The sequence below is a fragment of the Cognatilysobacter lacus genome, from assembly GCF_008274655.1.
In the GTDB taxonomy this organism is placed as follows: Bacteria; Pseudomonadota; Gammaproteobacteria; order Xanthomonadales; family Xanthomonadaceae; genus Cognatilysobacter; species Cognatilysobacter lacus.
In genome coordinates this window covers 1-22,926 of the sequence record NZ_VTRV01000014.1, presented here as the reverse complement: position 1 = coordinate 22,926, position 22,926 = coordinate 1, and the positions used below count along the sequence as shown (strand labels likewise).

The 22,926-nt window shown below is 65.1% G+C and carries 18 protein-coding genes; 3 read left to right on the top strand and 15 right to left on the bottom strand.

Annotated elements, in window-relative coordinates; all coding sequences use genetic code 11:
* Positions 1 to 66 precede the first annotated feature (66 nt).
* Together FW784_RS02480 and FW784_RS02475 are read left to right on the top strand one after the other, a co-directional pair.
* The gene (locus FW784_RS02480; protein WP_149351778.1) at positions 67 to 1,500 is read left to right on the top strand and encodes an MBOAT family O-acyltransferase; all 1,434 of its coding nucleotides are present in this window, start codon (positions 67 to 69) and stop codon (positions 1,498 to 1,500) included.
* A gap of 8 nt (positions 1,501 to 1,508) precedes the next feature.
* Positions 1,509 to 3,044, top strand: coding sequence for an alginate O-acetyltransferase AlgX-related protein (locus FW784_RS02475; protein ID WP_149351777.1), 1,536 nt, complete (start codon positions 1,509 to 1,511; stop codon positions 3,042 to 3,044).
* Positions 3,045 to 3,124: 80 nt separating this feature from the next.
* On the opposite strand, the gene FW784_RS02470 is transcribed toward FW784_RS02475, so the two are convergent.
* The 4 genes from FW784_RS02470 to FW784_RS02455 form a co-directional block, all read right to left on the bottom strand.
* On the bottom strand, positions 3,125 to 3,823 hold the full coding sequence (locus FW784_RS02470; RefSeq protein WP_149351776.1) for a class I SAM-dependent methyltransferase: 699 nt from the start codon (positions 3,821 to 3,823) through the stop codon (positions 3,125 to 3,127).
* On the bottom strand, positions 3,823 to 4,209 hold the full coding sequence (locus tag FW784_RS02465) for a GtrA family protein (RefSeq protein ID WP_187770643.1): 387 nt from the start codon (positions 4,207 to 4,209) through the stop codon (positions 3,823 to 3,825). Before FW784_RS02465 ends, FW784_RS02470 begins: the two co-directional genes overlap by 1 nt.
* Entirely contained in the window at positions 4,206 to 5,372 is a 1,167-nt protein-coding gene (locus tag FW784_RS02460; protein ID WP_149351774.1) for a glycosyltransferase family 2 protein, read from the bottom strand. Before FW784_RS02460 ends, FW784_RS02465 begins: the two co-directional genes overlap by 4 nt.
* A 235-nt stretch (positions 5,373 to 5,607) precedes the next feature.
* The gene (locus tag FW784_RS02455; protein WP_205123545.1) at positions 5,608 to 6,948 is read right to left on the bottom strand and encodes a hypothetical protein; all 1,341 of its coding nucleotides are present in this window, start codon (positions 6,946 to 6,948) and stop codon (positions 5,608 to 5,610) included.
* 244 nt (positions 6,949 to 7,192) lie between these two features.
* Here FW784_RS02455 and FW784_RS02450 point away from each other — a divergent pair, with 244 nt between their 5' ends.
* Positions 7,193 to 7,756, top strand: a complete 564-nt coding sequence (locus FW784_RS02450) for a hypothetical protein (RefSeq protein WP_149351772.1) — start codon at positions 7,193 to 7,195, stop codon at positions 7,754 to 7,756.
* An 87-nt stretch (positions 7,757 to 7,843) separates the two neighbouring features.
* On the opposite strand, the gene FW784_RS02445 is transcribed toward FW784_RS02450, so the two are convergent.
* The 11 genes from FW784_RS02445 to FW784_RS02395 all read right to left on the bottom strand — a co-directional run.
* Complete coding sequence (locus FW784_RS02445) at positions 7,844 to 8,914, bottom strand: glycosyltransferase family protein (protein ID WP_149351771.1); 1,071 nt, start codon at positions 8,912 to 8,914, stop codon at positions 7,844 to 7,846.
* Positions 8,911 to 11,667: a glycosyltransferase gene (locus FW784_RS02440; RefSeq protein WP_187770642.1), complete on the bottom strand. Its 2,757-nt coding sequence runs from the start codon at positions 11,665 to 11,667 to the stop codon at positions 8,911 to 8,913. The genes FW784_RS02445 and FW784_RS02440 overlap by 4 nt, the downstream gene beginning before the upstream one ends.
* Positions 11,668 to 11,680: 13 nt before the next feature.
* Complete coding sequence (locus FW784_RS02435; RefSeq protein ID WP_149351769.1) at positions 11,681 to 13,615, bottom strand: class I SAM-dependent methyltransferase; 1,935 nt, start codon at positions 13,613 to 13,615, stop codon at positions 11,681 to 11,683.
* 34 nt (positions 13,616 to 13,649) lie between these two features.
* Positions 13,650 to 14,408 (bottom strand): ABC transporter ATP-binding protein, encoded by a 759-nt coding sequence (locus tag FW784_RS02430; RefSeq protein ID WP_149351768.1) that lies wholly within the window; start codon positions 14,406 to 14,408, stop codon positions 13,650 to 13,652.
* Between the two features lie 3 nt (positions 14,409 to 14,411).
* Entirely contained in the window at positions 14,412 to 15,239 is an 828-nt protein-coding gene (locus tag FW784_RS02425) for an ABC transporter permease (protein ID WP_205123544.1), read from the bottom strand.
* 265 nt (positions 15,240 to 15,504) lie between these two features.
* The gene (locus tag FW784_RS02420) at positions 15,505 to 17,838 is read right to left on the bottom strand and encodes a glycosyltransferase family 2 protein (RefSeq protein WP_149351767.1); all 2,334 of its coding nucleotides are present in this window, start codon (positions 17,836 to 17,838) and stop codon (positions 15,505 to 15,507) included.
* Between the two features lie 153 nt (positions 17,839 to 17,991).
* Positions 17,992 to 19,161: a cystathionine gamma-synthase gene (locus tag FW784_RS02415; RefSeq protein WP_149351766.1), complete on the bottom strand. Its 1,170-nt coding sequence runs from the start codon at positions 19,159 to 19,161 to the stop codon at positions 17,992 to 17,994.
* A gap of 90 nt (positions 19,162 to 19,251) precedes the next feature.
* Positions 19,252 to 20,196 carry a 2OG-Fe(II) oxygenase family protein gene (locus FW784_RS02410; RefSeq protein ID WP_149351765.1) on the bottom strand — a complete coding sequence of 315 codons (945 nt, stop codon included), beginning with the start codon at positions 20,194 to 20,196 and terminating at the stop codon, positions 19,252 to 19,254.
* Positions 20,196 to 21,572, bottom strand: coding sequence for a pyridoxal-phosphate dependent enzyme (locus FW784_RS02405; RefSeq protein ID WP_149351764.1), 1,377 nt, complete (start codon positions 21,570 to 21,572; stop codon positions 20,196 to 20,198). Before FW784_RS02405 ends, FW784_RS02410 begins: the two co-directional genes overlap by 1 nt.
* Before the next feature lie 100 nt (positions 21,573 to 21,672).
* A complete protein-coding gene (locus tag FW784_RS02400; protein ID WP_149351763.1) occupies positions 21,673 to 21,891 on the bottom strand; it encodes an HP1242/YdcH family protein in 219 nt (72 codons plus the stop codon).
* 241 nt (positions 21,892 to 22,132) lie between these two features.
* On the bottom strand, positions 22,133 to 22,926 hold a 794-nt coding region (locus FW784_RS02395; protein ID WP_149351762.1), incomplete at its 5' end, for an OmpA family protein.

The window sequence follows — 22,926 nt, the reverse complement described above, 5'->3', positions numbered from 1 at the left end:
CCGGACCCAGGCGTCGCCCGGCTGCGCGCGAACGACCGAACTGCCGCAACTTCGTGGGGACGCGACTTGGTTTTCAGTTCTGTTCTTTTCATCGTCTATTTCCTGCCGCTGTTCCTGCTCGCGTACTACGGGAGCGGCCTACGCACCGCCGTTCTGTTCACCGGTAGCGTGCTGTTCTACGTGTGGGGCGAGGGCGCGTATGTACTTCTGCTGCTCGCGCTCATCGCGATCAACCATGTCGCCGCGCATCGCCTCAACAGTGCAGGTCGCTGGGCGCGCTACTGGCTAATAGGAACCGTCGCACTCGACCTCGGCGTACTCGCGCTGTTCAAATACTCGGAATTCATCGCGGTCAACGTCAACAAGGTGGTGCAAGGCGCGTTACTGCCCGAGCACCACTTCGAACTCCCCTTGGGAATATCGTTCTTCACGTTCCAGCTGGTTTCCTACCTAGTGGACGCGTCTCGCGGTCGCGTCGAGCCCGAACGCAAGCCGCTGGCATTCGCGACATACATCCTCATGTTCCCGCACCTGATTGCCGGTCCGATCGTGCGCTACGCGGCGATAAACGACGAGCTGCGGCGCGAGGGCCGCCATCTTCGACTCGCACTTGGCGTCCAGTACTTTATTGTCGGCCTATGCCAGAAGGTGCTCATCGCGAACACCGTTGCGCCGGTAGCCGACCAGGCGTTCTCGACGGCGCACGGCGCATTGACGACCGGCGGCGCTTGGCTCGGCCTCGTCGCCTACACGCTCCAGATCTACTTCGACTTCTGCGGTTACTCGAACATGGCGATCGGACTTGCCTTCATGCTCGGCTTCACGTTCCCCAAGAATTTCGACTATCCGTACTCGGCGGTGTCACTAACGGACTTCTGGCGTCGCTGGCACATGTCCCTCTCGTTCTGGTTCCGGGACTACGTCTACATCCCGCTAGGTGGCAACCGCGGCGGCAGCGCCAAGACGCTGCGCAACCTGCTGATCGTTTTTTTCCTGACCGGTCTCTGGCACGGCGCAGCATGGACGTTCGTAGCCTGGGGGCTTTTCCACGGAAGCTTCCTGCTGATCGAGCGTGCAGGGCTCGGGCGGGTGCTGCAGCGACTGCCGCGACCGGTCGCCCCTCTCTACACGATGCTGGTGGTGATGACGGGCTGGGTGTTCTTCCGGGCAAAGACGTTCACGGATGCGACCGCATACATCCACCGGCTCTTCCATCTCCGGCACAGCGGCCCGCTACCTGTCGATACGGTCGTGTTGCTCTCGCCTGAAGTCGGCGTGGCACTGATCGCAGGTGTGTTGCTGGCCTTCCCGATCTGGCCGTGGATCTTCGATCGACTCGGCGCTCCGCGGCTCTCCCGATCGCCGCGCATCACCGAGCCGCGCATGGACACGCTGCAGGTGCACGCGGTGCCGGTCTTCGTGCTGCTGCTGGGCTTCGCCGTTTCGTGCGCCCTGTTGGCGAGCAGCACGCTCAATCCGTTCCTGTACTTCCGCTTCTGAGGTTTCTCATGTCCAGGGCGCGATCCACATTCCTGGTGGGAGGAGCCGCGGCGGTCATCCTCGGGATGCTGTTCATCCCATACGGGCCGGGACTACCGGCGCCCGAGCTTCGGGAAAACCGCGAGCTAGCGCCGCTGCCGCAATGGGTGCCGACGCGCGCGGGTCTGGGGGCATACCGCAAGGGAATGGATGCTTACGTCGCCGACAACTTTCCTGCTCGCCCCTATCTCATCGAGGCAGTCAACTACGTTCGCTACCGGCTTGGATATTCGGGCTCGCGAACGGTCGTCGTGGGTCGTCGCGGCTGGCTGTTCTTCGACGACGGAACCCACCTCGATCATTTGAGGCCGAGCCGCCTGGAGCTGGCGCAGGCGGAAGCCTGGGTAGAAAAGCTGCGCGCGCGCAGCGCCTTCGTGCACGCGGGCGGCGCACATTTTTTAGTGTTCGTGCCGCCGGTAAAGGAGCGTGTGTACCCGGAGTTGGCGCCGCGATGGGCGGCGGCGCCCGGCGTCAGCGACGCCGAACTGCTCGCCAATCTCGCGGCAGCCAGGCAGGCGGGGGACGTGCTGCTTCCACTGCCTGCACTCCGGGCCGCGCGCGCGTCACAACCGTATATCTACTCGCCCTACGACACGCACTGGAGTGGTTACGGCGCACATGTGGGCTATATGCAGCTGATGCGCTCGCTCGCCCGCAGCGGGCTTTCGGACGCAGCGCTGCCGCTGGCAGCGTTCAGGCAGCGGGCGGTCGACGATTCCACTGCGACGACGCCGCAGGACATGGCGTTGATGCTGGGCATATCCGGGCTGATCGACCAGCATTACCCGCAAGTGGAACCGATCGCGCCGGTTCCGAAACCGGTCGAAAGGTTCCTCACCGACCGACAGGACGGCTACGGCGATCGCGTGCTCTACACCGGAAACGTCGGCGAGCCGGTGCTGCTGCTCAGCGGGGACTCGTTTTCCTGGCAGCTCGCGCCATTTCTCTACCCGCATTTCAGCAAGATCGTCCTCTCCCACACCATCCGGGGCTTCTTCCGGCTCGACCTCATCCAACGGCACAAGCCGAATTTCGTTGTGCTCGAAGTGCTCGAGCGCCAGGTCCGCAACGCAATGGCGGACCCAGTCATCGGCGCGTTTCGCGACACGACGCGTGTCGACGTCGCCGCTGCCGCGGCGGACAGTGCGGGCGGGCGCGCGGCGTGTTCGGTCGACAGTCTTTCCCGTGACGTCCTGGACAAAGGCCCCGCGACGATCCGAGCGTCCGGTTGGGCAGCGGACGTCGCCGACGGACAGCTACCTGGAGCGCTGGGGCTCGTCCTGCAGTCGCCAACTCATAGCTATGCGATGACGTTTCCAGGCGGGCTCGACCGCGCCGACGTCGCCCAGGCGTTTCACCGGCCGGCGGTGCGCTACAGCGGCTTCGACGTCACTGCGCCGATCAGTCCATTGGCGCCGGGACGGTACAACATCTACGTGCTCGAACAGTTTTCCCGCCCGCAGCCGCGGCTGTGCGCGACAGGTAAAACGTTCGACGTGCCGTAGCGCACTACGGTAATCACATGCGCGCCGGCGAGCGGCGATCAAACGCAGCGAGTTCCGATCCCGAGCGCGGACACGGGTAGCTACGACGCGGGCGGGCCGCCAACCTCCATGCTGCAGACGATGTTGCTCGGCCAACCGAACAATGTCGGCAATTCGAGCTTCATTGCACGCACGCGCGGCAAGCGCGCGCACATTGCGGCCACCTGCGCAGGCGTCAGCAGGTTCAGGTTCTCCTCGCGGTCGAGGGAACGGTGCCCGAGGAGCCGAAGGATGGCGCGAAACTGGGCAGCGGGCAGCCAGTGCACGATCGGGAGCACCGAATGGAACTCCACTGGAAACCATCGATTGGGCGTCGTGAGAAATACGCCGCGCTTCGCTACGCGGATCAGCTCCCGCACGAAATTCTGCTGAGTGGAGTTCGAGCCCACGTGCTCAAGTACCGCACTGGAATGCACGATATCGAAGCTTTCGTCGGCAAACGGGAGGTCACGGCCGTCAGCGCGCACGAATCGCATCCCGGGGAATTTCTGTTCGAGGAAGCTGGCGTCATCGATGCCGCAGGCCGTGATGGCGCCCTTGTCGGGATACCAGCTTTCCAAGTAGTTCGATGATTCATACGTATCGTCCGACGTCGCCCCCACGTCGAGGATCGATTCGCCGGCCTGGGGCTTTTGCAAAGCGAGGAATCGCTCGTACATTACCCGCCGCTGCCGCGTGGCGAGTCGCACCGGAAGACTGCCGGGCTTCGCGACGTTGTACTGGGCATTGACGTCAGGCATCAGCGCCTCCGGAAAATCAACGACGACTGCACTGCATAGGAAAGCGCCACGCCTGACACGCCGGCAAACAGGAAGCTTATCCACGACGGCAGCCCGACACGCTGGAACAGCGTCGACATCGAGCCGATGAGGACGGACGACACGATCTGAAGCGCTACGTATTTGACACCCTGCGACGCTGCGTCCCCCTTCGCCCTGAAAGCGAAGAACTTCTGGAGCGCAAATGTCGGCGGAATCGCGGCAAGTGTCGCCAATGTGGCGCAGGGGCCGTCGCCAAGGGTGGTGGTGGCATGCAAAACCAGCGAGAACGCGTAATAGAGGCAGAAGCCCGTTCCGCCGCTCAGCAGAAATCGCAGCCGCAGCGCCACCTGATCGGAAATCCTCAAGTAAGCGCCCTGTGCGCCGTGTATTCCTCCATGCTCGCGGCAAAGAACGCGGCGGCGAGGAGCTGCACGGAAACGACGACCACGGCGAGCGAGAGGATGAAAGGCTTCAGCAAGGCGCCGTAGGCCATCGGCGCGAAATCGGTGCCCTGCCACGCAAGAAAGCAGCGAACCGCACCGACTGAGCCTGCCAGCAGCCCGATCGCCGAGACCGCCAGCGACCATTCGAGCGTCGCGAATAGCCGGATACTCCGCTGGATAAGCCCTTCGCCGGATCGGATTCCGTACATACCGGCGACCCGCCGCATCATCACACCGAACGTCAGGAACTGGGCTCCAAGCATGGCCATGAAGACGAATCCAACGTATGCATGGACGTCGAGCACGACGCCGCGAGCAAGCACTGCCGGGCCGCCGTATGTGGCCGCGACCCCCAGCAGGCCCGCGGTAACAAGCGTGGCGCCTGGAATCAGGTAGAGGAATCGCGGTGAAAAGATGAGCAGAAAGCGCAGGTGCCGCCAACCATCGCGCCAGGTCCGCAGGTGTGGCGGTCGGGATCGTCCGTCCTTCTGAAGCGTGGTGGGCACTTCCTCGACGCGGTACCCGGCGATCGCGGCCTTCACGACCATTTCGCTCGCGAATTCCATACCTGGCGTGGTGAGGTTCAGCGCACGCATGCGGTCACGGTTGAAGCCGCGCAGCCCGCAATGAAAGTCACCGATAGGGATCCCATAGAACAGCCGGCCGAGCCAGCTGAGTACCGGGTTACCGAGATATCGATGCAGGAACGGCATGGCCCGCTCGCCGATGCCGCCCCGGAACCGATTGCCCATGACCAGGTCTGCACCCGCCCGCAATCGGTCGACGAACGTGTCGAGACTGCTGAAGTCGTAGCTGTCGTCGGCATCACCCATGATGATGTAGCGACCCTTGGCCGCCTCGATCCCGCCGATGAGCGCGGCACCGTAGCCGCGGCGCGAAATGTCCACCACCGTCGCACCCTCCGTGCGCGCGATGGCCTGCGATCCGTCGGTGCTGCCGTTGTCGCCAATGAGAATTTCCCCGTCGATACCCGACGACTCCAGAAAGCGACGCGCTTTGCGGACGCAGGTCGCAAGCGTCTCGGCTTCGTTCAGGCATGGCATGAGGATTGTCAGCTCGGTCATGGTCCGTCTCGGTCGTCGGGCTGGCGGCGGCTTGCGCCATGGTTTAGCCGAACAGCGTCCCGACACGATGGCCGGGAAGCCGCATGCGCGCAAATCGCGGGTGCATACATGAACTGTCGTGCTTGACACGCGCGCGACACGTGAACTCGGTACTGCCAGACGTCGGCGGAAGGTGTCGACGCTGCCCCCGTTTTCGAGTTCGCCGTTCCGATCGACGCCGTCTGACGCCTGCCCGCTAGCTTGCCGCGGGGTCTAGCGCCCGCGGCGCAACGGATTGACGACCCGATCCAACAAGAAGCATCAGCGGTGCGAGATAAATCGGAAACAAGTAGCGGTACTCAGCTGCAGGCGCGGCGAGCAACACCGCTCCCACCTGCAGCCACAGCAGCAATGTGAAGCAAACGAGCCGGACGTCGCGCCGCCAGAGGGCGCCAAGAGACAGAATCGCCAAGACAAACATGCCGATAACGGCATTCCATGACCACAGCCGCGTCTCGATCGCTGCTTGGTTCACGCGGCCCAATAGCGTCGTGCGAGCGACCATCGAGCGGGCATTCTTGTATTCGAAGAGGCGGGGACTCAGGTTCGTGGGCGCGTAGTAGGGATCGACGAGCACGCCCTGGGCCAAGGCCGAGCCAAGAAATATTTCCGTACGGTGTGCGGCTACCGCCGGCAGGTTATGCATGAGGTCGTTCCGCAGGAAGCTGCGGACGATGGCCTGACGAGCGAGCGGCGACTCGTCCACCAGCTTCGGCCCGGTCGGAAAGAACGCGATCGTGTCCCAATACAGCGGGTTGTAAGTCGTCACCGCCAGCTGCAACTTTTCGCGACCGACGATCGCCCACGTGCGCGTGGACAGTCTGGAGGCCAGCGGCTGGCCGTACTGCGGGCGCGCGAGATTGACGACCTCATGGATGACCGCCGGGTAGAGCAGGTCCTGGTTCTCGCTAGGCCCCTCTCGCGCGACGCCCGCGGATGTGACCAGCGCCAAGGCGCAGCTGACGACTGCCGGCACCAGCATCGCGGCCCAGGTTCGGCGTGGCACCGCAATGAGCACCAAGGCGGCCCATGGGGGCATGAAGAGGATGCCGTTCTGCCGGAACAGCAGTGCCATCGGCGCGAACACAGCAATCATGATCCAGGTGGAGCTCGTTGCCGCGCCGCGATGGGCCACGTACATCGTCTCTATGATGACGGCAAGGACAGCGATCGAAAACAGCACGTCGTTTTCGACGAAGAACACCATATTCGCGACGTAGGGATTGAGCACCACTAGAGCGCACAACACGATCCACTGCACGCGGACGCGTGTCGCGATGGCGATCGCGAACATGCGCGACAGGGCAAAGACCGCGAACACGCCTTGTGCGAGGGATGCCAGCTGCAGGTGCCTACCGCCAAACGTCACTGCCTGCAGGAAGCGCGCAAAGAAGTACGGCTTGAGATTCGTGACGTGCCGGTCGAGCACCTCGTTGAAGTAGTAGCCGCTGTCGAAGCTGAAAACGCCCGGCCGGAGGTGTAGCCACCACATACCGAAATAGATGGCGAACGCGCAGGCCGCTACGGCCCAGTGCACCGTCGATACGGGCCGGGATCCGTTCGTGTCCGCCGATCGACCGGGCGCGTCGGAACTGCGCCATCGAGAGCGCAACGCATTCCACTGCCTGGCGGCCACGCGCATGCTCACAAGCTGGCGCTCGACGCGCGTGCGAAGGCGGCGTCAACGCGTCGCGTGATAGGCTCCGGCGGCTGCAAAATCGTGCAATCACGCACGCCGCGTCCAAATGCAGTTCCAGTCAACATATCTCGACGAGGGTTCAATGCGTAAGTTAATTCCGCTCATGGTAGCCGTTTCCATTTTGGCTTTCCTCCCCGGCTGCGGTGACAACGACACGACACCGCCCAGCGTTGCGAAAGGCGGCTCGGAAGAGGCGACGTCGACTGCTGCTGCCCCCGCGGCACCGGCGACCGAACAGCCCGTCCCTGTAGCGATCTCATCGTGGACTCCGCCCGCGAGCGAAGTGCCGAACATCGACCTGTGCTCGCTCGACGACGTTTCCGGCCAGCCTGCCGTGAACGGTGCCTACAGGGCGACCGCCGGCCAGGGGATCACGTTCGAGGGCTGGGCCACCACGCCCGAGATGAAGCAGATCCCGAACATCTCGATCATTCTCGACGGCCCGACCGACTTCCAGGTCTCGGGGCCCACCGGCATCTACCGGGCCGACGTCCAGAAGGTATATGGCGTAGCCGCGGCAAAAGCCGGCTTCAGGATCGAGCTGCCGACGCTTGAAGTTCCGCCCGGCGAATATCAGGTCAACATCGCGCCGAATGGCCAGGCAAGCTTCATGTGCACGACGCACTTCAAGCTCGTCGTCAGCTGATTTACGACGTGACTCCGATCCGCGACGTGTGCGTTGCGGATCGGAGGCGCAGTCGGAATACCTCGGGAGCGCATTGAGCGCCCGGTTTCAACCGGCCAGTTGGCAAACGCGTGTCGCTCGCGCTTTCACGGCAGCGTCGAACACTGCCGAACCACAGAGATCTGCTGAATTCCGGCGCACCGCCTCGACCAGTACGGGGCGTGCTACGAGCGCAGCGAGGGATGCGACCCACGCGTCGACTTGGTTGGGCGCGTGGAAACAGTTGACGTCGCTCCGCAACGAATGCGTGTAAGCCGGCACGGCGGAAGCCACCGTGGCGAGCCCGATCGCCGCATAGTCGAGCACCTTGATCGGGCTCTTGCAGTCGTTGAACTCGCCGCTCATCAGTGGCGCGACACCGAGATCGAAACCTTCCTGGCCAATCAGCCAGTGTACGAATGCCGGGTACGAAGCCCCGACGAACCATGGAGGCGAGTGCACGCGAAGCCAGGGTGGTGAGACCGAGTCGTCCGTACGCACGCCGACCAGATGCAGTTCGAACGCGCCGGGCGAAGCGCGGTGAAGCGTGTCCATCACCTTCGAGAGAAAGGCGTAGTCGTCGTCATGCGTGCGCGTGCCCATGTAGAGCAACCGCAGGGCGTTGCTGCCCGTCGATGACGCTCGCGACCGGTCCAACTCCCACAACTCCGGGTCGAGTGCGTTCGGCATGACGGTGATTCGTCCCCTGCCCTCGCGAGCTACACGGCGCGCGAGGTTGGGCGTGGAACACCACACCTCGTCGGCACAGCGCACCGACTCGCGAACCGCGGCCACCATGTCGACGTAAGCGTCGCGCTCGCGGTGCTCGTCCATGTCGAGCAGGTTGTCGTCCAGGTCGTAGATGGTTCGCGCACCGAGGCGCGCCGCGATCTCGCACATGCGGCCGACCTTGTCGACGTCGGCAAGCGAAACGCGCTGCCAGACGATCACGTCGGGCCGCCACGCCTCGACCTCCGACGGGATCAGGAACCGCACGTTGGCCTCACCCGCGCGGCGCATGCGGTCGAAGAACGAGTGCAGCCGGATCGATGCGCACGGTGAAAACACGTTCCCGTAGCGCTCAGGGATGACGGCGACTCGCGGCACCGATGGCTTGTGCCGGATCGGTAAGCCGCTCATGTGTGCAGCCCGGCCGCAGGCAGGCTCTGCGGAAGCACCTCGGCCGCGAATGCCCATAGGCGTTCGGCCAGCTCCGCTCCCGAGATATCGTGAGGATACAGTCTGGACGGCGAGTAGCCGGCAAGGCGCTCGCCGAATGCACCCAGGTTCGTCGCGAGGATGGGCTGACCGGTTCCCATCGCCTCCGTGAGCGTGAACGAATAGGTCTCCGGAGCCGCCGACGCGAACAGGAACAGGTCGGGACGCGCCTGCTCGATGAGTCGTGGCAGGTCGGGTTCGACATACCAGCCGGTCGTGGTGAAACGGCCGTCGTCGACGTCAGGCGAGTTGTCCTGCGAATCGCCGATCAGATGGAAACTGATCGGCAGCCCCATGCGATGCGAGGCCTCGATCGTCTTGAAGACTTTCACGCGCCCCTTTGTGAGGCTCAGCACGCCGAGCATGACGACACGGAGCGGCGCTTCGGCGCTGACCGGCTCCGACCGCACCGCCGGCCGCGCGATCGCTGGCGGCTCCTGGTGATATTGGACGACGGGCTCTACCGGGAAATAGCGCCCGATACGACTCGCGGTATCGTGACTCGGCGCGCGTACTTCGGAGGCGCCGAGCACCGCCCACTCCTGCGCTTCGCGCCAGTTGCGGATATCTGCTGCGCCGAGATTCGGGCGTTGCGCGATACAGGCGTCGCATCCGGATGGCCCCGGTTCGCCGCAGTACTCCTGGTCAACAGTGGTCAGCGTGATCTGCGGACAGATCACGAAGTAATCGTGGACGTCGAACGTAAACGGCAGACCAGAAATCGCGAGGCCGTCGCGGATCAGGTCGCCATGGTCATAGAGATGGTGCACCTGCACGGCCGTGACGCCCATGCGCGCGAGGAGCCTCGCGAAACCGGCCCCGTCGATCGCATCGACGACCTGGTCGAAGTGGTCGTACGGGTCGCGGTTCTCGATGCGCAGCAGCGACTTGTGGCCGATGCTCGGTCGGATTATCACGACATGCCCGTCTGCCCCGAGCTCCTGGGCGATTGCGAGTACCTGTCGCTCGGTGCCGCCACCCAGATCATGGGTGATCAGTGCGGTCACAGGCCGGCGCCCTTCCCGCCACAACGCCATAGTCAGGCGCAGTCGCGAGATCCGGGCGGGATCGGTTGCGCAGAACTTGGCGACTAGCGAGTTGTAGTGCGGGTAACGCTCGCTGATGATGCGTCCCGCGTTTTCCTTGCCCGGGTTGCTGTCTTGCGCAAAGCTTACCTCGCCTACGTGTTTGACGAATACGTCGAGCGCGTGGCGATGGCGGAAGCCCGCAGCGGTCGCGCGCATGCAGAAATCGTTTTCTTCGCCGTAGCCGCGGCCGAATGCAGCCTCGTCGAACAGGCCAACCGCGTGCAGGCAGGCGCGCGTGATCAGCATGCAGAAGCCGACGGCCGTCGGAATTTCCACGCTCTCGCCTGCATTGACGCGCGCGGCGATCGCGTCGAGCTCCGCTACGGAGAAGTCCTCCGGCAGGCGGTTGATGCCGATTTGCGGATAGCTGCATATCGTCGCGTTGTTCGATGTCGCAGTGACGCTGCCAGTCGCCGGCTTTGCCGCGTGCTCCAGCATACGGTCGACCCAGTCATTCGCGACTTCGGTGTCGCTGTTCAACAACACCACCGCGGTGCAGTCAGGCATTGCAAGCGCGGCGCGCATGCCGCTGTTGACGGTTCCCACGAAGCCCAGATTCGCCGGGTTCTCCGTGAGGATCACATCGGCGCGCGCCGCTGCATCGCGCAGATACGCGGTGACTTCGGGCTCCGGCGACGCGTCGTTGCAAAGGCGTATGCGCACCCGACAGCGGTTGCGCGACGCAAGCAGCGCTTCGATGCACGCGCGGGTCTCGTCGAGGCCGCGATACACCGGAACGATGACATCGACCACACCGCGGCCGGGCCGAGGTGCGGGCGCCGGTGCCTTGCTGTCGTCCAGGTCCCACAGGTGCACGTAGCGCGTGCCTACGTTGCGCCCCTCCGCGCGCCCGATCGCGAGGTAATGCGCGAGGGGATCCAAGCCGGTGTCGGCGTGGTCGGGATACTGGTCGGCATAGCGCCGCATGTCGAAGTTCGGGCCGGGGCTGCGCATTTCCGCCGCGCCGAATTCGGTGAAATGCTTTACCGGATTCTGGCCCGATTCGCGGATGTCCGCGAATGTCGACAGGTACCAGCGGGACGAGAAGAACGCATTGGGCTCGCGCCCTTCGGCCATGCCATGCGTTACGAAATGCGCGAGCGGATTGCCGGGCAACTTGCGCACGTCCGGGTACTGCCAGCGATACCAGTTCCCGTCGAAATGCGGGTGCGCCCTCGAGTGCTCCGCCCAGTGGAGTGCGTAGGCGGCGAGTGCGGGTTTGAAGCGTCGCCGGTGGCTGTTGTACTTGAGGAAATAGCCGGGGTCGAACCACGGGTGCGGCTTGAGCCCGCCCCGTTCGCCGAACAGGACGTAGTGCACAAGCAGGTCCGCCGGGCTGCCATGCAGGCCGTACGTCGCTGCGTACCAGGCAGCATCGAAAAGTGGATTGATCGCATTGCCAGGGTCGTTCGCATGTTCGGCAAACGCCTCCGCCGCGGCGCGGGCATCGGCTACCTGGCGGCCCGTGGCACGCGCATACCACTGCGCGTCCACGAGCCCTGACCCGTGGATGATCCGCGCCTTCACGCGTCGCGGCAACCGCTCCAGCGGCAGTCGCGCCGCTGCCGCGCCAATACGCGACTTCAACCGGCTAATGAGGCTACTTGATGCCATCGGACGCCTTCGCCGCGCCGTCGCCGAAGCCCATCAGGCGACGAGCACGACGGGTCCAGCCATGCCGGGCTTGCGCCTGCAGCTGCGCCTGCACCCGGTTAAGTACTTCGTCCTGCCGATGCAGCGCTTCGGTTGTCTCGCGCAGCCGATGGCCCATCCCTTCCAGCATTCCTTCGAGCACTGCCTGGTGCGAGGTAGCGTTTGAAGCGACGGCAGCGCCGTCGCGCTGCAGCTGAACGAGCGCGCCGAGCAGCGCGGCTTGCCCGTCGGCTGCTTCCGCGTGCTGGTTAGCGCTGCATTCCACGAGTGCGTGGAGCGAAGCGCCGACGGCGCCGACGTGTGTTCCAAGCGATTCGATCGCAGCCGAAATCCGAACGAATTCGGCCGCAAGCGCCTCGACCTGGTTCTGGCTGCGATCGGCCTTCGCGTCGAGTTCGAGCAACCGGCTGCGTATCCCATCGGCCATGTGGGTGAGCGAGCCGACGTCCCCGCGCAGCAGTTCCACCGCGCTGCCGACACGCGTCACCGCAACACCGTTCTCCACCACGGCCCCGCCCACCCGGGTCGCGGCCAGGCCATCGGCTGCCACCGCGGTGTCAGAGCGCTCCGCGCTGCCAGCGACGACATCCGAAAGCAGTCGCGCCACGTCCGACAGCTTGCTGAAGGTGTTGAGCAGGCTGCGCTTGGCAACCTCGACACGCACGCTGCGGAATTCAGCGTCCGCGCCGTGCAGCGGCGGAAGCTGCAGTTCGATCCACGGGTCGTTGCCGGCCTCAACGAGACTCAGGTTGCGCGCGTCGCGGTTGACTAGCGTCCCGTTGCTTCGCACGAGCACGCCGCTCAGATCGACGGGCTCCCCGTCGATTGCGAGGGCCGAAATATCGAACCACCCGCCCAGCTCCGACGGATCGATCCGCAGGAAGCGCAGTTCGGGGTCGGCGGGTATGTCGAACACGGTAGCGATACGGGTCTGGCCAGGCGTCCACACGACCTTGCGTGACGCCTCTTCGGAATAGCCCTGCCCGTTGGGACGGAAATAGGCGACCACCCGATCGTCCTCCGCCATGCGCTCGAGCAACACCTGATCGATCGTCAGCTCGCCGCGCGCCGATGCGCCGCTGAGCTCCCCGACAGTGCGAGCCCCCGACCGGGCCGAAAGCGCGTACTGCTGCTCGACGCCCTGGCCGAGCTTCGCGAAGATCGCGCGCGCCGTGCGCCCTTCGGGTGTGCCGTGCCACTGTTGGAGCAGCGTCACTGATTGCTCGCGTATCTCGTCGCCCACGAAAAGCACGCCCAGCCCGTGCGAGTGCGAGAACTGCAAGCTCGGGTATCGCTCGCGCACGTCCTCCCACAACTTCCAGACACCGAACTCGCGCTCACGCACATTGATATCGTGGAAAAGCACTACGCCGCGCGGCGACATCTTCGGCAGCCACGTCGCGAAGTCATGACTGACGGCATCGAACGTGTGCAGCCCGTCGATGTGCAGAAGATCGACCGAACCGTCGGCGAAATAGCCTGCAGCCTCATCGAAGGTCATGCGCATCAGCCGGGAGAATGCCCGATATCTGCTGTCGTGGTAGTTGCTCAGGCTCTGGTAGACGTCCTCGCCGTAGTGCGTTGCATGTTCGTCGCCGATCCAGGTGTCGACGGCGTAGCAGCGCGTCTCCAAATGGTTTTCCACGACCGACTGGCAGAATGCAAGGTACGAGTTACCCGCATGCGTTCCCAACTCCACCAGCACGCGCGGCCGGAGGGCGGCGATGATGCTTGCTCCGAATGGAATATGACCCGTCCATGCAGAAAGTTCGAGCCGCGCGGGGCGCAGCAACATCGCATCGTTCAGCAGGCTTCTGAGGCTCAGCCTGCCAAGCTCGGTGGAGCTGGCCGTGTCGTCCTTAACATCATTGCTGTCGGTCATTTCGAGGTCCACTCCAACGGGTCGGGCCGGTGGCTCATGCAGTCTGCTGCGGGCTTTCAGGCACTGCGGTGTCGAGCGCTGGAAGTCGCTCGACCGACACGATCTCGCCGTGCTCGAGCCTGACGATCATGTTGCAGTGCGCGCGGATCGTTTCCTCGCTGTGTGACGCGAGGACGAGGATGCCGGCGGCGTCCACCAGCGAGTTCAACCGACTCTCGGCATGCGCGACAAAGTCGGCGTCGCCGACGCTCAGCCACTCGTCCATCAGCAGGATTTCGGCATGCACGCTCGTCACGATCGAAAACACGAGCCGCATCAGCATGCCGCTCGAATACGTCCTGACCGGCATGTCGAGGAAATCAGCGAGACCGCTGAACTCCGCGATCGACGGCGTCAGGCTCCGGATCTCGCCGTGCCGAAGCCCGAACATCAGGCCACACAGGAGGATGTTCTCGTAGCCCGTGGCTTCGTGATCGAGCCCGAGGCCCAGGTTGATGAAACTCGAGACCTTGCCCTCCACGTGCACGCGGCCGGCGGTCGGCTCATAGATACCGGACATCAGGCGAAGCAACGAGGTCTTGCCGGACCCGTTGTGACCCATCAGGCCTACCCGGTCGCCGGAGCGGATCTCGAGCGATATGTCCTTCAGGGCCTGGACGACGGTGACGTTTCGGCTCGCCGAAGCAATGCGCCCTCCAGTCGCGGAGGACAGCACCGCACCCTTGAACGACCGGTTGATCGTTCCGTAGATGGGGAGCTGGAGGTCGCAATTGGCGATGCTGATCGAAGGCACGACTCACACCCAAAACGAGAGGCGCCGGCGGTACCGGACGAAGAACGGCGTGGCCGCGATGTAGAGCACGAGGATGATCACGACGATTTTCACGTACGTGATAGCCGACGGGATCTCTCCCACCACCGGGCCGCGAACAGACTCCAGCAGCAGATGGAAGGGATTGTAGTCGGCCAGGTACTGCCGGCTTTTAAGCAGCTCGGGCTTCCAGAAAATGGGCGTGACGAAGAAGGAGAGCTGCACGAGGCTGGCGACGATCTGCTGCATGTCGCGATAGCGCGCGCAGACGGTGCCGAGCAGGAAAGCTGCCGGAAGCGCCGCCATCAGTATCAGCGCCACGCCGGGAATCGCCATCAGCCACTGCCAGTGCGGCCACACGCGCAGGTAGAGCATGAAAGGCACGAACGCCAGCAGGTTGTGCGCAAACATGATGAGGTTGCGGTAGAGCATGCGCATCACGTGCACGGTGAACGGAAGCTTCACCGAACGCACGAGGTCCTCGGCGCCCAGGAACGTGGTCGTACCCTCGAGGATGAGGGTCGAGACCAGGCCCCAGCTGATCAGTCCCATTGCGACGTACGGAAGAAACGCGCTGGTCGGAATGCCCAGCAGAACGCCGTACAACGGCCCGACCGCGGCGATGAACACGATCATGGTGATCGTGATCCAGAACGGCCCGAGGATCGATCGCCGGTAGCGTTGCTTGATGTCCATGCGCGCCAGGCGAGACCACACCCTGTGCGCGCGCAACCCTTCCACGACGTCGCGGAAGGCGAGGCGCCACTGTGAAACCAGGGCGCGCTCGGGCGACGCGTGGCTCATCGCTGTCATGCGGCGCAGCCTCGCGCAAGCCCAACGGCGAGACACTCAGCCGGGCGCAGGCTCATCCCGCGGCGCGCACGGTTGACGCGCTGCGGCGAGCGCGGCGTCTTGGACGCAAGCCGGGCTGCCTGGGACGGCCGGCACGGCACCCGCACGGAGTTAGGAGCGGACGAAGACGGGGGCGGTTGCATTGCTGGAAGGTCTAGTGCTTCGGGCAGCGATTCTATCATCGGCGCATCCGGAGACCCTTGGGCCTTCGCACCGTAGGAGCGGCTCATGGTCCTGATTTCCGAGGCTTCCGAGAAGCCCGGGCGCTGTCCTCGACCGGCGACTCCGGCATCCGGGAGGGGCGCGACAGGCTCCAGCGCTCCGCCTCTCGACAGCGTGGCGGAAACGCGAGCTCGAAATTGGACCAGTCGAGCGTGAGGTTCGGGTTGTATGCCGGGTCGTTGTCCAGGAACGACCTCCAACGGCGCCTCATCGTGGCGACCTCGCCGGCGAACCGCGCGCGCTTCTGCGGCGTGTCCTCACGGCCGCGGCTGGCCGATTCATGGTGATAGAGCTCGGCGTGCGGGGTCCACACGTTTCTGTAGCCGGCCTCGAGGACGCGCAGGCAGAAGTCGACGTCGTTGAACGCCACAGCAAGACCCTCGTCGAAGCCACCCACCTGCTCGAAAACGCTGCGCCGAACGACCAGGCACGCGCCCGTGACCGCCGACATGTCCTGCGCCACCAGCGCGCGGCCTTGGTGCCCCGCTGTGCCGCGACGGCTTCCGTGATGGACGTGCCCCGCCACGCCACCGATGCCAACCACCACACCGCCGTGCTGGATGGTGTCGTCGGGGTAGTACAGCATCGCCCCGACCACGCCGACCTCAGGCGTGGCAGCGTGCGCCACCATCTCGTCGAGCCATTTCGGCGTAATCACCTCGATATCGTTGTTGAGCAGGCACAGGACGTCGCCTTCGGCATGGCGCGCAGCCACGTTGACGATGGCAGAGAAGTTGAACGGGGCCGGGTAAGACAGCACACTGCAGCCCGCGCGCGTCCTCAGTTCATCGAGATACGCCAGCGTGTCGGCGTCGACGCTCCCGTTGTCCACCACCATGATGTCGTAGTGGGGATATTCGGTACGCTCCAGCACGCTCTCGACGCAGGTTCGCAGCAGGCTTACGCGATCGCGCGTCGGAATGATGATCGTGACGCGTGGCGCCGGCTGCGGAAGCGCCGGCGTGACGTGCAGCTGACCCGGCCTGTGCTGTGACACGCTTGCACGCCTGCCGCATCGCTCGATGAGCGCCTGTACGGCTTTCGAGTTCGCCGACGGAATCCGTGGAGCGGCGCCCGCATGGGAGTGATAGAGAATCTGCGGCACATGGCGTATGCACGCCGCACCTGCAGCTTCTGTGGTTCGCAACAACAGGTCGTGGTGCCAGCCGTCTACGCCCATGTCGATGTCCGCGGCGCCGCGCAGGACATTGGTACTGATCACGCTGAGATGCCCGACATAGTTCTGCGCCAGCAGTAGTGTCGGGTTCCAGTCGGGCTTGAAACACGGCGCGAAGCGGTTTCCGTGCGGATCCACGTGATCCGAATCCGTATAGACGAGCGCTGATTCGGGGTGGGCGGCAATCGCGTGCGCGACTTCGCACAACGCCTGCGACGCGAGCTCGGCATCCGGTTCGATGAAGGCTGCGTACCGCTCCGTAATGCCAGCGATCACCGCGCCTATCGAGCGATCGCTTTCGCTGCCGCCGTCCTGGTGAACGATCACCCGCGGGTCGGACGCGGCGAACGCTTGCACGTGATCGGCGAGGCGACCCGGACGGGTGTAAACGTGGAGTGTCCACAAGGGCCACGTCTGCGCCGTTACGCTCGACAGACACCGCCGCAGCGTGTCTGCCTGTGCGTCACCGGCACACATAACCAATGCGAACCGCGGCGGATTCCGCATGGTCGCCATGGCCTCGCGCGCGCGCTCGACCATGTCTTCGCGAAGTGGATCGTAGAGCCGATGCCAAAGATCGTAGCCGCCTTCGGGTAACGCGTTCGCGCGCGCGTACTCGGCGGCGAGTTCCTGCGCGGCCTGCGTGGGCGAGCCCTCCACGCAGCCGCGCAGCAGGCCCATGGCGGCCGAACGCGCCCGCGCCGTCCCGCCGAAACGTCCGCGACGAATCCCGCCCAACATCATCGCGACGGCGCGCGCTCGCGACAGCGGTTCAAGCCGCATCGCGCCGAGCTCGAACGTCGTCGGCCTCACTGTTGGATCGAACCGCAGGTTGCGCAGCGACGCCTTCAGGTAGACGACGGTGTCGACACGCCCATCGGCGGAGAGACCGCACACAGAGATGCAATCGGCCTCGTTGAAGCCGGGTCCGTAATCCGGGTAAAAGCGGGGCGCCACGATCGCGCCATCGCTCGCCACGAGCGAGCCGCGCAGCCGCCACCAGCCAGGCCGCAGTTCGCCCAGCCCACGCGCGGATGTCACGAGAAATTGTGGATCATCGCCCAACGACCGGTATCGACCCGCAGACCCGCTTGCGCCGCCAATAATTTCCACATCATGCGACGCGTCGAACACCAGTTCGACTCTGTGAAACGGGGACATCCGAGGCGCTCCTGATCAGCCGCGGGAGGCTAGCACGGCGCATCTCGACCGGATGTCACGGCGCAGGTGAACGGCTCGGCGAGCCCCCGTGCGCCGCCTCGGCGACGCGACGGGCGCACGCAACAGGCCTAATGCGACGCCAACCGCGTCGGCTTAGGACAGGATGGACGCGAGCTCGTCGCGGAGATCCTGGACATCCTCCACGCCGACGCTCAGACGGACGAGGTTGTCGGTAATCCCCAGCTGCGCGCGGCGCTCTGCCGGAACGGAGGCGTGGGTCATGATCGCGGGGTGGTTCACCAGGCTCTCGACGCCGCCGAGCGACTCCGCAAGCGCGAAAAGCTCGGTGCGCTCGCAGAACCGGCGCGCCGCGTCCAGTCCGCCCTTGAGATAGATGCTGACCATGCCGCCGAAGCCGTGCATCTGCCGCCGCGCGAGCGCGTGCTGCGGGTGCGACGGCAGGCCGGGATAGAGAACCTTTTCGATCGCCGGATGCGCCTGGAGCCACTCGGCAAGGGCCTGCGCGTTCTCGCAATGCGCCTTCATCCTCAGATGCAGCGTCTTCAATCCCCGCAGCGCGAGGAAACTGTCGAACGGCCCCTGCACGCCACCCACGGCGTTCTGCAGGAACGCCATCTGCTCGGCGAGCCCAGTGTCGTCGCCGACGACCGCCATGCCACCGACCATGTCGGAATGGCCGTTTAAGTACTTCGTCGCAGAGTGCATGACGATGTGCGCACCGAGCGCGAGCGGACGCTGGAGCATTGGCGAGCAGAACGTGTTGTCGACGACAACTATCAGGTCGCGTCGTCGCGCAATGGCAGCGATCGCTTCGATGTCGACGAGCTTGAGCAATGGATTGGTCGGCGATTCGATCCAGACCATCCGCGTCTCGGGGCGGATCGCCGCCTCGAAGGCCTGCGGGTCGGCGAGATCGATCCAGCTCACGTCCAAGCCGGCGCTGCGACGTCGCACTCGCTCGAACAGCCGATACGTTCCGCCATAGACGTCGTCCATGGCGATGACGTGGCTGCCCGAATCCAGAAGCTCCAGGATCGTCGAGGTCGCAGCCAGCCCGGATGCGAACGCGAAACCGCGACTACCACCCTCGAGCGCGGCGACGCATCGCTCGTATGCGAACCGGGTCGGGTTATGGCTTCGCGAATACTCGAAGCCCTGGTGTTCACCCGGGCTGCGCTGCACATACGTCGAGGTCGCGTAGATCGGGGTCATCACCGCGCCCGTGCTGGGATCCGGCGACTGCCCTGCGTGAATCGCGAGCGTACCGAGGGCGCGTTTAGACCCGGATTCGGAATTGTTCATCGGCCTGGCACATCCTTTCGGCGGGCAGAAATTCTAGCATCGCGGGTGAGCTGTCCCGGCGCGCTTCCCGCGTTCGCGACTGCCCGACGCTCACGCGAAGAACGTCGTCAACGCGTAGCGGATGCCGCGATCGACCGGCGTTACCTCATGCAACAGGGAACACGAAAAGACGAGTGCCGCGCCCGTTCGCATCGCGTACGGTGAACCGCCGAATTCGGGGAAGCGGAACTCGCCGCCACCGTATTCGCCGGTGTTCAAGTTGATGGAGACGGCGAAACGTCGGTACGCGACGTCGTGCGTGTCGTTATCGCGATGTGCGCGGAAGTAACCGGCGCCTGCGGGATACGCGAGCAGCTTCAAAGGATCGCGCCTTGAAACCCGGAAGTGGAAAACGCGGGCGATCTCGGGCACCGCCCGGCGCGCAAGCATCGCGTCAACTTCACGCTCGAGCGCAGCATCCCGAACGAACGTTTCGCGTCGCATCTTGACCGCGGCGTCGAGCCGCGGTGTCGCCGCGCCCTGCTCCAGTACCAGCACCATCGACGGATCGCCGCCTTCGCCCGGCCCCAGCAGATGGTCGATGAGCCTCCGACAAAGTGCTCTGTCGAGAACGTCGGGAATCTGCAGAACCGGAGCACACATCGCGGTCTGTTCAGCGGAGGGCAACGGCGCCGGCGTCGAGGCGGCGACACGCAATGGATGGCGCGCATCGTGCAGCGCCATGACGCGCAGGTTCGCATCGAGCTGCAGCACGACGCCAGCCGGCAGCAGCGCGCACCAGCGCGGATCAGCCGAATAGGCCTGCCACGCGCCGTGCGGCGCCGGCATCGAGGGTGCGACCACGAGCGCGTCGACGTCATCGCCTCCGGGAACGGGCAGCGCTTCGCAGCCCGGTCCACCGGCGAGTGCCAGCCAGAGCGGTTTCCCCGCGAACCGGGCGTGCAGTCGCACGCTCTCGCCGTGCGGCGCAAGCAGGCGCACGTCGGGCAACCGATCACCGACGCAAGCGGTGTACGCAGCGCCCGGCTGCGTCACTACTGCACCCGGCGACGCAGGAAGTTGAGAAGGTCGATCCGCGTGATCAGCCCCAGGAAGCGCGCCCCGTCCATGATGATCGCGACATGCCCGCGGTCGAACACCGGCAACAGCGCTTCGACCGGCGATCGCATGTCGACCTTGTCGAGCTTGCTCACCATCGCGGTCGACACCGGATCGCGGAAGCGCTGTTCATCGCCATACACGTGCAGCAGCACGTCCGACTCGTCGACGATGCCGATCAGCTCATCGCCCTGCATGACGGGCAGCTGCGAAACGTCGTACAGCTTCATGCGCTGGTACGCGGTCACCAGCAGGTCATTCGGGCCGACGACGACGGTGTCGCGCTGCGAGAACGGACGCAGGATCAGGTCGCGCAGATCACCGCTCTGCTCGCGCTCGATGAAGCCGTTGTCGAGCATCCAGTAGTCGTTGTACATCTTCGACAGGTACTTGTTGCCCGTGTCGCAGACGAACACCAGCACCTTCTTGGGCGTGGTCTGTTCCTGGCAGTAGCGCAGCGCCGCGGCGAGCAGCGTGCCGGTCGACGAACCGCCAAGCACGCCCTCCTTCTCGAGCAGCTCCCGTGCGGTGAGGAAGCTCTCCTTGTCGGAGATCGCATAGGCCTTGCGGACGCGCGTGAAGTCGGAGATGCCGGGCAGGAAATCCTCGCCGATGCCTTCCACCATCCAGCTGCCCGACTTTTCGGAGAGGGTGCCGCGGTTGATGTATTCCTCGAGGATCGAGCCCACCGGGTCGGCGAGTACCAGTTCGGTGTGCGGCGACATCGCCGCGAAGCAACGCGAGAGGCCGGTCATCGTTCCCGAAGACCCGCAACCGAACACGATCGCATCGAGCCCGCCGACTTCCGCCATCTGCTCGAGGATTTCCGGACCGGTGCCGAACTCGTGCGCGGCGGGGTTGTCGGCATTGCCGAACTGGTTGATGAAGTACGCGCCGGGCGTCTCGCTCGCGATGCGCGCCGCCATGTCCTGATAGTAGTCGGGATGGCCCTTGGCGACATCCGAACGCGTGAGCACCACCTGCGCGCCCATCGCCTTCAGGTTGAAGATCTTCTCGCGGCTCATCTTGTCGGGCACCACGAGCAGCAGCTTGTAGCCCTTCTGCTGCGCCACCAGCGCGAGGCCGATGCCGGTGTTGCCGGCGGTGCCTTCGACCAGCGTGTCGCCCGGCTTGATGTCGCCGCGCTTCTCCGCGGCCTCGATCATCGACAGGCCGATGCGGTCCTTGATCGATCCACCCGGGTTCTGGTTCTCGAGCTTCAGGTAGAGCTCGCAGACGCCGGTATCGAGGCGCTGCGCCTTGACGATCGGTGTCTGGCCGATCAGCTCGAGGACGGTCTGGTGGACGGGCATGGCGAATCCGTGCGGCCTGGGAATGTCGCCATTCTACGGGGCGCCACGGGACCCCCGGCTGCCGTCGCCATCCGGCGATGGCGACGACCGGTGTGCGCGCTCAGTGGATGATGGTGTCGGCCATGCGGACCAGGCGGTCCTTGGCGGCGAGCTTCTCGCGTTTCATGCGGGTGAGCTCGAGGTCGTCGACCGGGGCGATGCCGAGCTCGGCATTCATGACGCGGCGGTCGAGTTCCTGGTGTTGCTGGTAAAGCTGCCGGAATTCGGGATTGGATTTGAGCAGCGTGTCGACATCGCCGGTGGACCGTTCTTCGAACATGCAAACCTCCTCGGCACTTGCGCCCGGCAGCGCAGCTGCCGGAATCGGTGATGACCGGACCGCGCGACCGGGCGTTCCCGACGGTCCGCGGTGCGGCGTTTTTCCGGGCTGTGTAGCAGCCCGTCGTCTCGACCGTACTCCCGGTTCGGATGGGCGGCAAGCGGCACTGGGGCGAGGCCGACGGCCGGTCGTTACGTGTTGAAGCGCGCGCAAACGGAGCGTTAAAACAAGGGAAAAAGCGCTATTTCTGCGTGACGATGACCTCGACCCGACGATTCTTCGCACGCCCGGCGGAGGTTGAGTTGTCGGCGATCGGGGCAGCCGCACCGTGGCCCGCCGCGTCGATGGAAAGGCTACCCGCGCCACCGGCCACGAGCGCCTGACGCACGGCGTCCGCGCGACGTTGCGAGAGCATCCGGTTGGCGTCCGCGTCGCCCTGGTTGTCGGTGTAGCCGTCGATGCGCACCGACGCCGCGCGCGAGACATCCAGATAGTGCGCGAGCGCCTTCAGGCTCGAGGCCGCCTTCGTGGTGAGGACGGCCTGGCCGGAGCCGAAGGCATCGCCCGCGAGCATGAAGACTTCGCCGCGGGCGTCGTGCTTGACCGGCGGCAGCTTCGCGCCGGCGACAAGCTCGGCCTCCTGCCGCGCCAGCACCAGTTCCTTTTCGCGCGCGGCGCCCAGTTTGGCCGCCTGCTGCGTGGTCGCGCCCTGCAACGCCTGTTCGGCCTGCTGACGCGCCTGCGCCTGCTCGGCGGCCTGCTGGCGCAGTCGTTCGGTTTCCTCGGCCTGCAGCTGCGCTTCCATCCGCAGGCGATCGGCCTCGGCGCGGGCGGCAGCTGCCTCGCGGCGCGTGCCCTCCAGCTGGAGTTCGCTGAAGCTGCGCTCGAGGCGATCGTTGTCGCGCTGAAGGGCCTGCGCATACGCAGCCGACTCGGCGGCACGGACGCGGCGTTCGGCCACGGCTTCGGCAGCTGGGCGCTGCTTGGGCTTGACCGCGGCGAGCGCATCGACCGCCTGCTGCGCCTGCGCGCGCT

What these genes read in the sequence shown, in the direction of transcription:
- FW784_RS02420 (WP_149351767.1), bottom strand. Translation starts at nt 17,838, where the DNA reads ATGTCCCCGTTTCACAGAGTCGAACTGGTGTTCGACGCGTCGCATGAT.
- FW784_RS02405 (WP_149351764.1), bottom strand. Translation starts at nt 21,572, where the DNA reads ATGCCCGTCCACCAGACCGTCCTCGAGCTGATCGGCCAGACACCGATC.
- FW784_RS02425 (WP_205123544.1), bottom strand. Translation starts at nt 15,239, where the DNA reads ATGACAGCGATGAGCCACGCGTCGCCCGAGCGCGCCCTGGTTTCACAG.
- FW784_RS02435 (WP_149351769.1), bottom strand. Translation starts at nt 13,615, where the DNA reads ATGACCGACAGCAATGATGTTAAGGACGACACGGCCAGCTCCACCGAG.
- FW784_RS02450 (WP_149351772.1), top strand. Translation starts at nt 7,193, where the DNA reads ATGCGTAAGTTAATTCCGCTCATGGTAGCCGTTTCCATTTTGGCTTTC.
- FW784_RS02415 (WP_149351766.1), bottom strand. Translation starts at nt 19,161, where the DNA reads ATGAACAATTCCGAATCCGGGTCTAAACGCGCCCTCGGTACGCTCGCG.
- FW784_RS02470 (WP_149351776.1), bottom strand. Translation starts at nt 3,823, where the DNA reads ATGCCTGACGTCAATGCCCAGTACAACGTCGCGAAGCCCGGCAGTCTT.
- FW784_RS02445 (WP_149351771.1), bottom strand. Translation starts at nt 8,914, where the DNA reads ATGAGCGGCTTACCGATCCGGCACAAGCCATCGGTGCCGCGAGTCGCC.
- FW784_RS02400 (WP_149351763.1), bottom strand. Translation starts at nt 21,891, where the DNA reads ATGTTCGAAGAACGGTCCACCGGCGATGTCGACACGCTGCTCAAATCC.
- FW784_RS02475 (WP_149351777.1), top strand. Translation starts at nt 1,509, where the DNA reads ATGTCCAGGGCGCGATCCACATTCCTGGTGGGAGGAGCCGCGGCGGTC.
- FW784_RS02460 (WP_149351774.1), bottom strand. Translation starts at nt 5,372, where the DNA reads ATGACCGAGCTGACAATCCTCATGCCATGCCTGAACGAAGCCGAGACG.